General features: G+C 36.9%; 11 protein-coding genes and 1 pseudogene. 11 read left to right on the top strand and 1 reads right to left on the bottom strand.

Going from position 1 to position 14,030, the window contains the following annotated elements; all coding sequences use genetic code 11:
• Positions 1–3 precede the first annotated feature (3 nt).
• On the top strand, positions 4–1,428 hold the full coding sequence (locus tag AC4BB5_RS10330) for an FtsK/SpoIIIE domain-containing protein (RefSeq protein ID WP_490456072.1): 1,425 nt from the start codon (positions 4–6) through the stop codon (positions 1,426–1,428).
• A 146-nt stretch (positions 1,429–1,574) separates the two neighbouring features.
• On the opposite strand, the pseudogene AC4BB5_RS10325 reads toward AC4BB5_RS10330, so the two are convergent.
• A pseudogene (locus AC4BB5_RS10325) lies at positions 1,575–2,977 on the bottom strand (IS3 family transposase).
• Between the two features lie 401 nt (positions 2,978–3,378).
• On the opposite strand from AC4BB5_RS10325, the gene AC4BB5_RS10320 reads away from it, so the two are divergent.
• From AC4BB5_RS10320 to licT, 10 genes are all read left to right on the top strand, one after another.
• Complete coding sequence (locus AC4BB5_RS10320; RefSeq protein ID WP_490456071.1) at positions 3,379–4,680, top strand: replication initiation factor domain-containing protein; 1,302 nt, start codon at positions 3,379–3,381, stop codon at positions 4,678–4,680.
• Between the two features lie 12 nt (positions 4,681–4,692).
• A complete protein-coding gene (locus AC4BB5_RS10315; protein WP_490456070.1) occupies positions 4,693–5,178 on the top strand; it encodes an antirestriction protein ArdA in 486 nt (161 codons plus the stop codon).
• Positions 5,175–5,537: a hypothetical protein gene (locus tag AC4BB5_RS10310; RefSeq protein ID WP_490456069.1), complete on the top strand. Its 363-nt coding sequence runs from the start codon at positions 5,175–5,177 to the stop codon at positions 5,535–5,537. The genes AC4BB5_RS10315 and AC4BB5_RS10310 overlap by 4 nt, the downstream gene beginning before the upstream one ends.
• Before the next feature lie 18 nt (positions 5,538–5,555).
• On the top strand, positions 5,556–6,575 hold the full coding sequence (locus AC4BB5_RS10305) for a conjugal transfer protein (protein WP_490456068.1): 1,020 nt from the start codon (positions 5,556–5,558) through the stop codon (positions 6,573–6,575).
• On the top strand, positions 6,576–6,899 hold the full coding sequence (locus AC4BB5_RS10300; protein WP_490456067.1) for a TcpD family membrane protein: 324 nt from the start codon (positions 6,576–6,578) through the stop codon (positions 6,897–6,899).
• Positions 6,900–6,901: 2 nt separating this feature from the next.
• Positions 6,902–7,588, top strand: coding sequence for a TcpE family conjugal transfer membrane protein (locus AC4BB5_RS10295; RefSeq protein WP_490456066.1), 687 nt, complete (start codon positions 6,902–6,904; stop codon positions 7,586–7,588).
• 13 nt (positions 7,589–7,601) lie between these two features.
• Positions 7,602–10,124: an ATP-binding protein gene (locus tag AC4BB5_RS10290; protein ID WP_490456065.1), complete on the top strand. Its 2,523-nt coding sequence runs from the start codon at positions 7,602–7,604 to the stop codon at positions 10,122–10,124.
• 15 nt (positions 10,125–10,139) lie between these two features.
• A complete protein-coding gene (locus tag AC4BB5_RS10285; RefSeq protein WP_490456064.1) occupies positions 10,140–11,918 on the top strand; it encodes a CD3337/EF1877 family mobilome membrane protein in 1,779 nt (592 codons plus the stop codon).
• Positions 11,905–12,933: a lysozyme family protein gene (locus AC4BB5_RS10280; RefSeq protein ID WP_490456063.1), complete on the top strand. Its 1,029-nt coding sequence runs from the start codon at positions 11,905–11,907 to the stop codon at positions 12,931–12,933. Before AC4BB5_RS10285 ends, AC4BB5_RS10280 begins: the two co-directional genes overlap by 14 nt.
• A gap of 230 nt (positions 12,934–13,163) precedes the next feature.
• Positions 13,164–13,997, top strand: a complete 834-nt coding sequence (gene licT / locus AC4BB5_RS10275; RefSeq protein ID WP_490456062.1) for a BglG family transcription antiterminator LicT — start codon at positions 13,164–13,166, stop codon at positions 13,995–13,997.
• Positions 13,998–14,030 lie beyond the last annotated feature (33 nt).

The following is a 14,030-nucleotide window of genomic DNA, read 5'->3' as shown; positions in this document are numbered from 1 at the left end:
GAGATGAAATTTCTAAACTATAGAGGCACCAGAATCCGTCCGTATCACTTGAATCTCTATCGTCATTACTTGTTTGGTATGTGGTCTCCAGCGCTCCTTGCTAGTGGTGCCTATGGCTATTTTGTACTATATCCATTAGTAAGTGAAATTTTTGAAAAACAATCAATAGATTATGCTGCTCTCCTTCTTCCAGTTGGAGGGCTTTTTTTATTGCTCTTACTTCCGTTGTTCATCTGTTTATGGGGGAGAAGACAATCTTTTCTCAAAGGTGGTTTCTTTTATCGAGCCTATCAACGTCAAATGTTGGCACGGATGTTAAAAAGTAACGGCTTATATGATAAGAAGGAACGGAAATCAAATGAGCGAACCACAGAAAAGATGATTTTCCCTAAAGTCTATTATCGGAACACTAAGGAGATTCTCTATTTAACGGTTCCAACAGATGGAATGAAGTGGCATGATCGATTTGAAAAGATTGCGAAAACCTTTGAAGAAATGTATATTGCTGATTTTATCAATGTACAAAAAGAAATGGGCTTCACAACCTATTCTTTGATGATCGATGTCATTAGTAAACGGATTGCTATTTCAGATTGTGTTGCCGTAAATGGTCAGGTAAAACTAATGGATGGCGTGGTTTGGGATTATGCAGAAGTGCCACATATGTTGATCACAGGCGGCACAGGAGGAGGCAAAACCTACCTGATTTTGACATTGATTCAAGCGTTAGTAAAGGTGGGAACAGTTGATATTTGCGACCCAAAAGAAGCAGATTTAAAGGATTTACAAGACCTTAAATTGTTTAAGGGGCATGTCTTTACGGGAACAAAATGGATTACTCGTTGCTTAAAAAATGCTGTAGCAGAAATGAATCGGCGTTATGTCTATATGAAACTTCTCCCAACCTATACAACAGGTAAGAACTTTGCTTATTATGATATTCCGCCTTATTTCATCATCGTAGACGAATGGGCGGCTTTTTTTGGAACCTTAAATTATAAAGAACAGGATGCAATTTTAGGGTATGTCAAAGAATTGGTATTGAAGGCTCGTCAAGCAGGTGTTTTCTTAATTCTTGCGACACAACGCCCTGATGCAGAGAATTTTGGTGGAGGGATTCGAGATAATATCCTGTTTCGAGTGAGTGTTGGAAAGCTTCAAGAACAGGGCTATTATATGACGTTTGGATCGGATCAAAAAAATAAGGCATTCATCAATAAGTCAATCAAAGGAAGAGGGTATGTGGATGATGGTTCAGCTGTACCAAGAGAATTCTATGCGCCGCTTGTTCCTAGAGGCTATAACTTTTTAAAGGAATTTGAAAAGATTGAATCGATGAAACTATTAGATACCAGAGAGGTTGATCCAACTGCTAAGGAAATTGAAGAGGCACAAGAAGCATTTGAAGTAATACGATCGGAGGGATAGGGGAGTCACGCCAAAATATGATGCTAAATAGTGACAAACAAATATATGGAAAACTAACCCATTTCAATGAAAAAAGGGAAAGGAAGAGAATGTAGTGACCCCAAAAAGTTAGACTTTTTATAGAGTGGATTTTTTCACTCTATTTTTTATGCAGTTTGTTGATTAAATTGTCGAAACTCGACTGGACTTTTCCAGTTAAGTTTTTCTTTAATCCGATGATGATTATAATAATAAATGTAGTTCTCAATTGCTTGTCTTAACTCATTTTGACTTTGATAGACTTTACCGTAATACAATTCTTGCTTTAGAATGCTGAAGAAATTCTCCATAGGAGAATTATCCAAACAGGTTCCTTTTCGAGACATACTTTGAAAGATACTGTTGTCCTTTAATGTTTGTATATAGGCGTTCATTTGATACGCCCACCCTTGATCAGAGTGGAAGGTGCGACGATAGGGACAATCATTTGTTTGAGTGATAGCTTCTTCTAGACCGCTCATAATCGTTTTACCGTTTGGTTGATTAGACAGACTGTAACTTAAAATTTCACGGTTATACATATCCATAAATGGATCTAAATAGAGTTTTTTCTGACGAAGAATACCTGCTTTATCTGCTTCAAAGTACTTAAATTCAGTTGTATCTGTTGTGATTTTTTGGTGAGGAACAGAGGTGTTGAATCGGCGATGAATCAAATTTCTAGCGATCTTACCAACGGTTCCTTTATATGAATTGTATTTCCTTGATTTCTTAGTGAAAGCATTGACTTGTAACTGTAGCTTTTGAATTAATCGCTGCACTTTCTTTTTATTTACTTGAAATCCACGTCTCTTCAATTCTTGTGTTATTCTTCTATAGCCATAATGTTGATGTTCCTTACGGATCGCTTGAATTTCTTCTTCAATCATTTGTGTTGAATTTATTCTGTCTAAACGTTTTTGCCAGTACATGTAAGTGGCTTTTGGAAACCTTAAGGTTTCCAGAATATCTTTTAATTGAAAGTGTCCTCGGAGGCTGTGAATGATTCGGGCGATTCGTTCATTTTTTGTTCGTCCTCTAAACGTAGCCTCCTCAATTCTTTTAAATAGGCATTCTCAATTTTTAACATTCTATTTTCTTTTTCTAGTTTATCTAATTGAGATTGTTCACTTGGTAATGGTTGGGCTTCATTTAATTCCTTCTTAGGCATTCTAGGTGGACGTCCTTTCTGTTTAGAAAGTCCATCTATACCAAACTGACGATATGTTTTAAGCCAATTCGCAATCAATGGTGGATTGTTCATTTTGAGAAGATTGGCTACTTTTTGATAGGACAACTCTGTAGTTAAATACAACTCTATCGCATCTAACTTAAATTGAACAGAGTAATTCTTATTTTCCCGACTACGAAGTAATCCTTCTTCACCAAATTCTTTATAGCTATTAATCCATTTACTTATTTGAGAATTATTTTTAAACCCATACTTTTTTGCGAGAAACGGTGTGCCTCCTTGACCAGATAAGTAGTCATGGACAATTTTAAGTTTAAATTCAAAACTGTATTTTGCCATACAAAAAAACCTCCAAAAGTTAGATTTTCAGGTCTAACTTTTGGGGGTCGGTACAGAAGTGTGTTTCGTTTTCCTTTTTTCGTTGTCTCAGCGGATGGAAGGAGCTGATACGCCCTACTTCGTCTATGAACAAGGTTTCCTTGTGAAAGCCGCACGTCTTAACGGGTGGCGGTAGAACGAAAAGGAACAGGCAGGTATCCTGTCTGTGACTGTGTAGAGGTTAGGGCGAGCAACGCTCGCTCTAACCCGTTACCCCCACTTAATAACATGGGGGTAACTTTTTAAAAATGAGGACACAAAATCATCAGAAAACCTTATGTATCCAAGCTTGAATGGACATTTAAACTTGTGAACGATTTGGATTGATTTTGTGAACGTACAAGAAAGGTAAGAGGCTAAAAATGACCAATCAAGAGATTAGACAATTACGCAATCGACTAGGGTTATCCCAACGTCAATTTGCTGAGAAGCTTCACTGGAGTAAATCTTATTTATCCATGATTGAAACAGGGAAGCGCGCACTCACAAAAGCTGCTATTGAACGAATCAACCAGACATTCTGTATAGAAGGAGGACTTCTTCCGATGCAAGCAAAAATTGATTTTCTTCGAATTCGATTTAAGATTCATGCACCAGACCAAGTTATTGAAAATGTGTTACGAATGAATCCAGATGTGTTTATTTATAAAAATTATGGGTTTAATCACTATACAGAAACCTATTGTTTTAGTGAGATATTTGTGTTCGCTAATCCTGAAAACTTAGATATGGGTGTCATGATTGAATTACGAGGTCAAGGATGTCGTGAATATGAGCTAGTGTTGGAAGAGCAACAAGAAACATGGACAGAGTTCTTTTGGCGGCTGTATGAAACGAATCTTTTTGGGAATCATCTAATAATTGATACAAAGATTACTAGAATTGATTTGGCATTAGATGAACAAGTTTCATTGTTATATCCAAACTATGATTTATTTGAACTGAAAGAAAAATACGAACAAGGTTTAGTTGATACCACTTTTCGCAACTTTGATTTTACAGGAGGCTATGTGATAAAAAATGGGCAACGATTAAATAAGGGAATGTCTCTTTATTTTGGTTCACGACAATCCCCCTTTTATCTAAATTTCTACCAAAAGGACTGTGAGCTGGCAAAAAACGAACTAATTTCTGTAGAGATGGCTCGTCAGAAGTATGGCATTAAGAATCGTTATGAGATTCGATTAGCAGATGAAAAAGCCTATCTTTTTGTCGAATATTTATTATCCACTGGTGAAACACTAGAGTGGGTCGTCAAAGAGTTAATTGACACGGCAATCAAAGTTTACGACTGTGATGAAGCTGGGCTGCGTACTCAATACAGTACTAATTGGCGACTGGTCATTGAAAGTATGCAAGAATTGAAGCTGACCATGAAAGGAGAGAAGCCTAATTATGAAAAGTCATTACGCTGGCTCTCCAATTATCTTGCTCCAACGCTAAAGAAAATTTTGATTATGGATCAAACATTTGGTACGGATGAACTAATGACCCGTATTAAACAAGCAGAATTGAAAGAAAAAGACCAAGAGGAATTGGCGAAGTTGACCACAACGATTAAAGAGTTGTTAGTACAAGAAGAGGAAGAGGTTGTATCCTCTATAACTGTATCCGTTACACAACAAGAAGTGGAACAGTTACTCGCCCAATTTTTATTTGAATGAGAGGTGAACGATATGATTGAGTTATATATTGAGAACCCTAAAACACATAAAGGGCGTTGGTTTGAGCTGCCTATTCTGTGGGAAGTGGTACAAGAAAAGTTAGTATTAAAAGATGAACAAGCCTATGAAATAAACGACTACTCAGCGCCTATTAAGCTGTTTAATTTTGAAGATTTTGATTATATGAATGAAGTAGCTGAACAGTTTGACGAACACGAAGGACATGAAACGATTAAGTATCTGGAGGAACTAATTGATGCTGGTTTTTTCAATGATCTGTTAGAAGCCTTTGAACAGATTGATGAAATATACATCTATGCTGATTGTTATTCATATACGTCCTATGCCGAACAACTAATGGATGATCTTGGCTATCTCTCTGGTGTACCAGATATTATCAAATGGAATATTGACTATGAAGGAATTGGAGAAGATTTACGTCAAGATGGCAGGCTCTATCAAGCGAATGACAATACCATTATTGAGGTCATGACATGAACCAGAAACAATTAGCCGAGGAATTGAAGCGCTATGGATTTATTTGCTTGGAAGGGGAAATTCCTGAGCGACAAGCTCGACAATTTCTTACGGTTAAGAAATTGATACAACGAGAGAATTTAGTGTTTCAGCCTAAAAGGGAGCTGTGCTTTGAACGAATGTTGTCAAAGAATACGAGTCTTTATATTGAAGGACTGGAGCGCTTTAGTGAGACTGGTTTATATCGTGGTTTTTCCTACGATCTTTACAAAGCAACCTATCTGTTTAGTTCCCAACCTAGTCGTTTGAAAATTTATGGGATTCAGCTTTCTACAAGAGAACTTCTTTATTTATTAAAGGGGTTCTCTTTTTTACATTAAAAAACAAGGAGTGACTCTATGAACTTTATAAAAGAGAAAAAACAACCAAAACCAGTTGCCCTAAAAGAAGAAAAAGCAGCGAGTATCCGAACTGTTCGTTTGAGTGTTCTGATTCTGACACTTTTTTTAGTGATAAGTGGTCCAATTGCGTTGTTTCAGTCTTCCAAGATGCAAGGAAGGATAAAAAATGAACAAGCAGCATTAACCAAAACCATCCAAAAAGAACTATCAAAAAATACGAGTACACCTGTTGCATCTGAATTATACAAGCAGTTCTTACATCCCTTTATCACGACCTATATCTCGATTTCAGCTGATCAAAAAGCGTTTGGGGAGAGGCTTGATACGTTACAAGACACCTATTTCAACTTTGAGCTGGAAGAAGAGAAAAATACAGGACTTGAGAGGAAATTACTATCTGCTGATTTTTATGATTTGGTGAGTGAACAGGGACAAACGATCGCAAAATACAGGATTGCTTATGAAATTACTACACCTGTCACAAAAGAACGAGAAGTGAAGAAAAAAGAAGGAAACAAAGAAGTGACCGTCAAAGAAAAATACATTGATTACGAGAAAAGTGAAACGAAAACGCTAGTGAATATCCCGTTTACTCAATTAGACAATCACTCGTTTAAGATTACTGCGTATCCTTATTTTTCAATGGAACCTTCTTTAATATCTGGAAAAACACTTCAAGCAACAATCGATCGTTCTCAGTACCAGCGACTAGATAACAAAGAGGAAAAGGCGATTACTAGTTTTGTGCAAGCTTTTCTTGAAAAGTATGTTTCAGATTCGATAGAGGACATGAGCTTTTTGATGAAAGAACCAGAGTTATTGACTGGAGATTATCAAATTGGAGATGTGACGATTGAACCCTTGATAAGTGAGAAGCAGATTGTCGTCTTTGTCACGTTCAAACTGGTGGATGGACAGACTAAAAGTAGTCATCTAGAAACGATGACATTAGGACTGAAACACCGAGACAACACGTACTTTATTGAAAAATTACAGCATTATCTAGGAGGAATTTAAATGAATCAACGCTATTCTAACAAGCAACTTCTAACAATGAAACTCTCAGCTATTTGTAATGCGATTTTCTTATTCTTTTCAATCTCGCCTTTGGCTTATGCCGATGCGAACGCAAAAGAAGCTAGCAATTACATTTTGAATGATTGGATTGCCCCGATTTTCGGTGTCGTTGTTGTTTATTTAGTCATTAAAGAATTTATGAATTCAAAGTGGATACAAGGCTTTGCGATTCTGTTTTTTGGTGGCATTATTTATGCCGTGATTAAAGACCCAGCCAGTGTTCTAAATTCATTGTCTAATCTAAAAAGCTATTTTGGGTTATAACCATGAACAGAGAAAAACAGATTTTAGATTATCGTGAGCCGTTTAATGCCCCCTATATGATTCGAGAAATTGCGAAAAATGTCAATTTACCGTTTGTGGTCTATGCACAAGATTTTACTGTCGCTACTGTGGGCTTTGCGCTGGTTTTCAGCTGCTTATTGCTTTTATTTGGAATGAATCAGTTGGTGATTATGATCTCTATTGCGATTCCCTATGGATTGGTTCAATTGTTTAATCGTGTGGAACCAGATGGCAAACGAGCCGACATTTTCCTAAAAGATTACCTGAGCTATTTAGTGACGTATGTCATGAAGCATCAGGTGTTATACCATGAGCAGCTTCAAACAATGAAGCAAGAAAAAGCAATTTATCACCGCTGCACATTGAAACAACTAATAATAAAGGAGGAACCTAGACCCATGAGTACCATAACCGTTGATCAAGTGAAACAGGAAATAAAAGAAGTCATTGTTCCAGAACTCATTCATGAATTTGAGTCGATACAGACAAGAGAAGAAGGATTCTATGAATTATTTGAAACAGATGATGAGGTATTGCTTATGAAAAAGACCCTTCATCGGCACTATACAGATGGATTGCTTCCACTGACAGAGGTGCCCAAGTTGAAAGAGCAATACCAACCATTAATCAAGCAATCCATACGCAAACGTATTACTCGATTATTGTAAAAGGAGGAAAAGCATGAGATTAAAACAACCCTTTCATAAAGTGTACCGCAATGTGCTGATTACGACAGAAAATGAGGTGTGGGCATACTTTACGTGTCCAAGTGAGTATGTCATTGGTCAAAACAAAGAAGTACAAGAAAAACACAAGCGAAAATGGCAACAGTTTCTTCAAAGTTTGCGGCGTTTTGAAGACTTTGAGTTATTTCTTAACCCTCATTCATATAATCTTAATGAACGATTGTCTGCTTTTTCTAAGAGCTTTGATGAACAAGCCCAAGACATGGGCGATGCCTTAATTGATCGCACTTTGTCTGAATTAGAAAGTCAGCTACGAGTGATTACAACAGAGAAATTTTACATTGGTGTGAAGCTGTCTAGTCTGTCTTCTGCCACTTCTCTTAAAGGAAAAGCAATGGAATTGGTGGATTATTATGCAGGCAAACTCTTAGCGATTGCGCAGTACCACATGACCGTTGACGAGGATTTTTTGGCACGTTATCGTATCATTGAAGCAGAAGTCTTTCAATTAGTCGGGGCGATCAATGGTCGAAGATTAACTGAAAAAGAAGTGTTACAAGTCTGTCGCTATCCTTATGTTCGTGGGATGGACACCTCTTTTGATAGTGATTTTATTGAAAAAGAAGGATATTCATTAACCGATACGATTCTTGATCCTACAGAGGAACAAGGTTTGTTAAAGCTACGAAGTTTGGAAGGAACCAGTTATATTGCGCTATTACCGATTCATAAATTTGCGCCGAACTTAGCCTTTAATCATGCGGTAGAGCTTGTTCAAAGTCTGCCGTTTCCAGTAGAGTTCCGATTGAAGGCACATTTCGAGCCTTTGAAAGGAGGCAAAGGATTAAAAGGGAAATCTTCTAGGGCATCCAAACGCTTAAAAAATAGCGCCAAAGAAACCTTATCAATGGGGGATGCCGAAATGAAATCCAGTCGGTTCAATCGGTATACCCTGACTGATTTAAACAATAAAATTGATTTACGAGTCCCAGTCATTAAATGGTTGGGGCTTTTTGGTGTCTTTGGTCAAACGCCAGAAGAGTGTCGCAGCCGAATTCGTACGGTGCTCTCTCTTTGCCAGTCTCGCAACGTGGATGTTGTCAAAGGATTAGCTGATCAAGTCTTTCTATTTCACCAATTCTTGTCTGGAAATAAATTAGGACCCGAAAAGAATTGGATTCATTACACCACCGTAGAAGGTATCAGCGAATTAATGCTAGGGGTAGAAAATAGAATTGGGGACAATGTAGGCATCCCAATTGGCATGGTTTCAGAATTAAAAAATACACGAAATTTAACGCCTAAAGAAATTGCGAAAACCAGTCGTAAGCCAGTATTCTTTAATCCTTCTATTGGCAATCAAAGTGATATCGCTGATAAGAAAGCGAATAGTCCGCACATTGCCATTACAGGACCCACAGGAAATGGAAAATCCTATTTGGCTAAGTTTGTGTTCTTCCTCTCTGTATTGATGAAAGGAAAAGGGCTGTATGTTGACCCAAAATCCGAATTCTTTGATTGGATCATGGAAGTGATCAATGATCCAATTTACCAGAAAAAATACCCTGAAACGTGCACCTTTGTTCAGCAGCATTTCCATCAAGTACGACTTGATCCAGACAAAGAGAGTAATAAAGGCGTTCTTGATCCTATTTGCTTTATTCCGAATCGAGTTGCCGCAAAAGATATGGCGCAAGATTTATTTGAAGAATTGTATGATTTTACTAATGCTAGAGAGAAAAAATCTCGCCTAGCTATGTTGGAAGGCATTGAGGTTGTCTTAAAGAAACGAGATGGTGGGGAACGAGTCGGACTTCTCCATGTGGTTGATTTTATGTTAGAAAATACCAATGAGGAAGTCCGAGATACTGCTAATTTGATTAAAAAATCTGTTCAAGGGTCTATCTTAGAATTGGCGTTTAGTTATGGTGAAAATGAAGGATTGAATCTGCATAACAAAGTGACAGTACTAGAAGTGTTAGGGCTAGAAATGCCTAGAGCAGAAACCTTAAGTAGTGATTACAGCGCTACCCAAAGAAAATCAATTATGTTAATGATGTGTATTGGGAAGTTCTGTGAATTATTTGGCTTGCGAGATCGGGAAGAAAGCACCGTGGTACTTTTTGATGAAAGTTGGATTTTTAACACGTCAAAAAATGGGCGAGCGATTATTAAGTCTATGCGCCGAGTTGGTCGAAGTTTTAACAATACTCTTATTATTGTGACACAGTCTGTAAAAGATACCGCAGAAGAAGACGACACAGGGAATTTTGGGCGTATTTTTACCTATGATGATAAAGATGAGCGAGAAGAAATTCTTCGTCATTTAGGGTTAGAAGTGAGTGAAGAGAACATTGAATGGCTAAAGAATTTGCCTAAGTACCATTGTCTTTATTTAGATTTAAGAGGACGGGTTGGGAAAATGTTGGTCTATTGTCCTTATGAAGAATTGCATCAAATGTTGCAGACCGTGAAGAAAAATTCAAGTGCAGACGTGGAAACTGCCTTTAGTGCATAGAAGGGAGCTAGTCTATTGTTAAAAGATGTATTTGATATTGATTCCTTCCAGTCTTTCTTTGAAAAGGGAGGTTGGTTTAGTATCAATGAGAATTTACAAAGTGTTCTAAACGCCTTAATTAATCTTGCTTTTGGGCTGATTAAGTATATGGTTCTTGCACTTGATTATGTCATTGATAAATTGTTTAGTTTAAATCTTTTGGATGGGATACTGCCAGATTTGTTTTCTACAGCTGGTTCCATCTACAACCAATTATTTAGCGTGTTAGGTATCTTACTTTTTACCTTTGTAATTGTCATATCAGTGAAGGACTTCTTTGAAAAAGGAATTACAAAAGCCTTGATTCGTTTTGGTATCTTTACATTGATTTATGCTGGGAGCATAGCGTTTTTTTCAGATGGTGCAACAAAAGTCCAAGAGGTCAATACGATTTCACAGAACGTTCAAGGGCAACTAGTAGATTTAACAAGCGGTAGCCTAAACAGCAGTAATCAAAGCGCAACAGAAAAACTGATTGGTGGTGGGCAGCAGCTAGATGGCACGAGTAATATTCGTAACCTGATTTTTGATGAATTTATCATTAAGCCGTATGCATTACTCAATTTTGGAAAAACAGACATTACAAAGGAACAATTTGAGCTGTATTTAGTCAAAAAAGGAGAAGCCTTTGGCAAAGCAAAAACGAAAGAAATTGAGAAAAAAATCAAACAGGATTCTGACAAAAACTCTTACCTGACTTCGGATCGTATGACGGAAAAAGTCGCTGTATTACTGAATACGTTTGTAATGTTACTTGTGATAGGGATTGCGGTGCTATTAATAGGTGTTGCCAATATTTTGATTCAGCTATTGATTTACGGGATCATTTTTCTCTTTCCATCCTTGCTCTTTTTAGCACTGATTCCTAATATGCATCATTTGTTAAAAAATGGCTTTATGATGCTGGGGACGTTGTTTGCCTCAAAGGTTGGGATAGGCTTTGGTTTTGGGTTACTCTTTTCCATTATCAATCTATTGGATTCTTTCTTTGTCGTTACAAATATTGTCACCATGTTAGTAGGTTTATTTGTCAAAGTCTTATTAGGATTGTTTATCTGGAAAAATAAAGGACAGATTGTTCGTTCATTGACGAAAGGAAAAACAGAACTACGAGATTTTAGCTTTCCTAAAAGAGCTGCCAATAATCGGCAACAACAGATGGAGCAGTGTGAAGATCAACAGAACCGATTGGCAGAACAAGCGTATAAGACCCAAACCGCAGAAAATGATTATCTTCGTTCAGGCGTAGAGTTAGATTACGCCTACCGACAGAATGATTTCCAAGATAATTTATTGGTTCAAGCTGGAAATGACACTACTTCTCCAGAAATTGTTTCATTTGATACAGCATCAACAGAGCCTGTGATTGAATCAATAAATGACTCAGAGAATGAAGAGTCAAATGATCTTGGTGAAAAAGAAGAAGTCTATTCTTATGGTGAACACGATATAGAACCAGTGTCAGTGGTATCAACAGTTGGGCAAGAAACAGTCTTGCCAGTGGAAGAAATGGATGAGGCGTTCCTTCACCAGCAACCTAGTTCTGAGAAAGCTGAGCAGCATCAGATATACCCGAACGAAGAAAATAGAGACAATCAGATTGAACCGCCTCGCTTTACTTCTGAACCTCAGCACCAACCAATACCTGTAGAACCAAAAGAAGCCAAGCAATTAGCAAAAGAAATGGGTGAGCTTAGACAAGAAACATACGAGGAAGTAGAAACTATTGAGGAATCAGCTTATGAAGCTATCTAAGAGTATGCCACTTTTTCTACTAGGTTTCTTTTTTGTCTTTATTCTATTGATTGGAGGAGCAAGTTCTTCAACTAGTGTTACAGGCACAGAAGAGGAACAAAACCTTCCAGAAGTGGTGCTTCGTTGGAAAGAAAAAGTAACAAAAGAAGCGGTTAAAAATGAGATACCCGAAGCTGTACCCTATCTGTTAGGAATTATCATGGTAGAAACAGGAGGGAATTCTGAAAAATATCCCGATATCATGCAATGCAGTGAAAGCCTAGGGAGACCACCAAATTCCATAACAGACCCCGATGAATCAATAGAAGTCGGGGTTAAATACTTTGCGGATATGTGGAAAGGGCATCGAGAGTATGAGGTTTTAAACATTGTGCAGGCGTACAATTTCGGAGGTGGCTTTTTGAGTCATTCAGGAAAAAGCTATTCACTGGAGAGTGCCATTCAATTTTCCAAAAATCAAGCAAATGGACAGACGGTTACCTACACAAATCCAGTGGCAATTGGTTTAGGTTATGATTACCGCTATGCGTATGGCAACATGTTTTATAGTCAAATTGTGAAGCAATATATCTCTTCCAATTCTAGTAATACTGGCACTGGTGGAAATTCCGAAATTGCCAAGATTGCATCAGATGAACTAGGAGAAGGCATTCATGAAGGTGGCGAAAAATACTGGAGATGGTATGGCTTTAACAGTCGTGTGGAATGGTGTGCAACCTTTGTTTCTTATGTGGCAGAAAAAGCAAATGTAAAGATGGAGCGATTTGCCTATTGTCCAACTGGAATAAGTAATTTTAAAGCGAATAATCAATGGCAAAACGCTGGTGTAGAGCCGAAGAGTGGAGTGATTATTTTCTTTGATTGGGATGGTGATGGAGTCAGTGATCATGTAGGTATTGTGGAAAAATTTGAAAAAAATACTGTCTACACGATTGAAGGGAATTCAGGAGATATTATTGCTAGACAAAATTATGGAAGGGACAGTCCTTATATCATGGGCTATGGAACTCCATAGGTATTCTAAAGCTCATTTATTTAGTAGTTTTCAAAAATCACGATTATTTTTTCAAACTGCCATTGACAACTAAACGCTTCCAATATATACTTAAGTCATAAAAACGAAATATTTTTAGGATTGTAACTGTTAAGCAGGCAAGACCTATAATGCAAAGAGGGACACTTTTGTGGTTTCTGCTATGTATTATACTGGTCTTTTTTCTTTTCCCTAAAAGGAGGTGCTAATTGTTGAAAATAAAGAAAATATACAATAACAATATTATTTTGGCAGAAGATGTTGGACGGCTAGAGCATATCGTTTTAGGTAGAGGAATTGCTTTTCAAAAAAAAAGAGGTGATGTGATAGAAAAAGCGAAAATAGAGAAATTATTTGTAATTAAATCCGATCAAACAATGAATCAGTTTATACAGTTATTGAATGAAGTTCCTGTTAATCAACTTGAACTAACAAATAAAATTGTGAATTCTGCTGAAAAAGAATTACAAACAAAATTTAATGATATTATTTATATTGGTTTAACAGATCATATTAATTATGCGATTGATAGGTACAAAAACTCTATTCCAGTTAGCAATGCTCTTTTATGGGAAATCAAAAGATTTTATCCCAAAGAATTTAAAGCTGCAACACATTCGCTTGAACTAATTAAATACTATGAAAATATTCTACTTCCCGAAGATGAAGCAGGATTCATAGCTCTTCACTTTGTTAATGCTCAATACGACAATGAAGAAATGACTCGTACAATTTTTACAACAGAGTTTATACAGGACACTGTAGAAATAATTGAAACTCATTTTAATATCCAGATCGAACCAAATTCATTAAACTTTGGAAGATTCCTTACACACTTAAAATTCTTTATAAATAGAATTTTAGATAATGAGTTAGAAGAAGAAAGTGATGATCAATCCATATACGAACAAGTAAAGAAAAAATATTCAGAAGTTAGTAGTTGTGTTGATGATATCGCTGAATACACTCAAAAAAAATTCCATCAACCTGTTACTGTTGATGAGAAAATGTACCTTACGTTACACATACAACGACTAATAAAATAGCATACGTACACAGGATTGTAACTGTTTGGCAGG

The sequence above is a fragment of the Enterococcus sp. AMC1252 genome, from assembly GCF_058216515.1.
The sequence above is the reverse complement of the archived record's forward strand: the minus strand, read 5'-3'. Positions and strand labels throughout refer to the sequence as shown.

Excerpts from the sequence above, each read along its gene's own strand:
- AC4BB5_RS10290 (WP_490456065.1), top strand. The coding sequence starts at position 7,602 with ATGAGATTAAAACAACCCTTTCATAAAGTGTACCGCAATGTGCTGATT.
- AC4BB5_RS10310 (WP_490456069.1), top strand. The coding sequence starts at position 5,175 with ATGAACCAGAAACAATTAGCCGAGGAATTGAAGCGCTATGGATTTATT.
- AC4BB5_RS10315 (WP_490456070.1), top strand. The coding sequence starts at position 4,693 with ATGATTGAGTTATATATTGAGAACCCTAAAACACATAAAGGGCGTTGG.
- AC4BB5_RS10320 (WP_490456071.1), top strand. The coding sequence starts at position 3,379 with ATGACCAATCAAGAGATTAGACAATTACGCAATCGACTAGGGTTATCC.
- AC4BB5_RS10295 (WP_490456066.1), top strand. The coding sequence starts at position 6,902 with ATGAACAGAGAAAAACAGATTTTAGATTATCGTGAGCCGTTTAATGCC.
- AC4BB5_RS10330 (WP_490456072.1), top strand. The coding sequence starts at position 4 with ATGAAATTTCTAAACTATAGAGGCACCAGAATCCGTCCGTATCACTTG.
- AC4BB5_RS10300 (WP_490456067.1), top strand. The coding sequence starts at position 6,576 with ATGAATCAACGCTATTCTAACAAGCAACTTCTAACAATGAAACTCTCA.
- AC4BB5_RS10280 (WP_490456063.1), top strand. The coding sequence starts at position 11,905 with ATGAAGCTATCTAAGAGTATGCCACTTTTTCTACTAGGTTTCTTTTTT.
- AC4BB5_RS10305 (WP_490456068.1), top strand. The coding sequence starts at position 5,556 with ATGAACTTTATAAAAGAGAAAAAACAACCAAAACCAGTTGCCCTAAAA.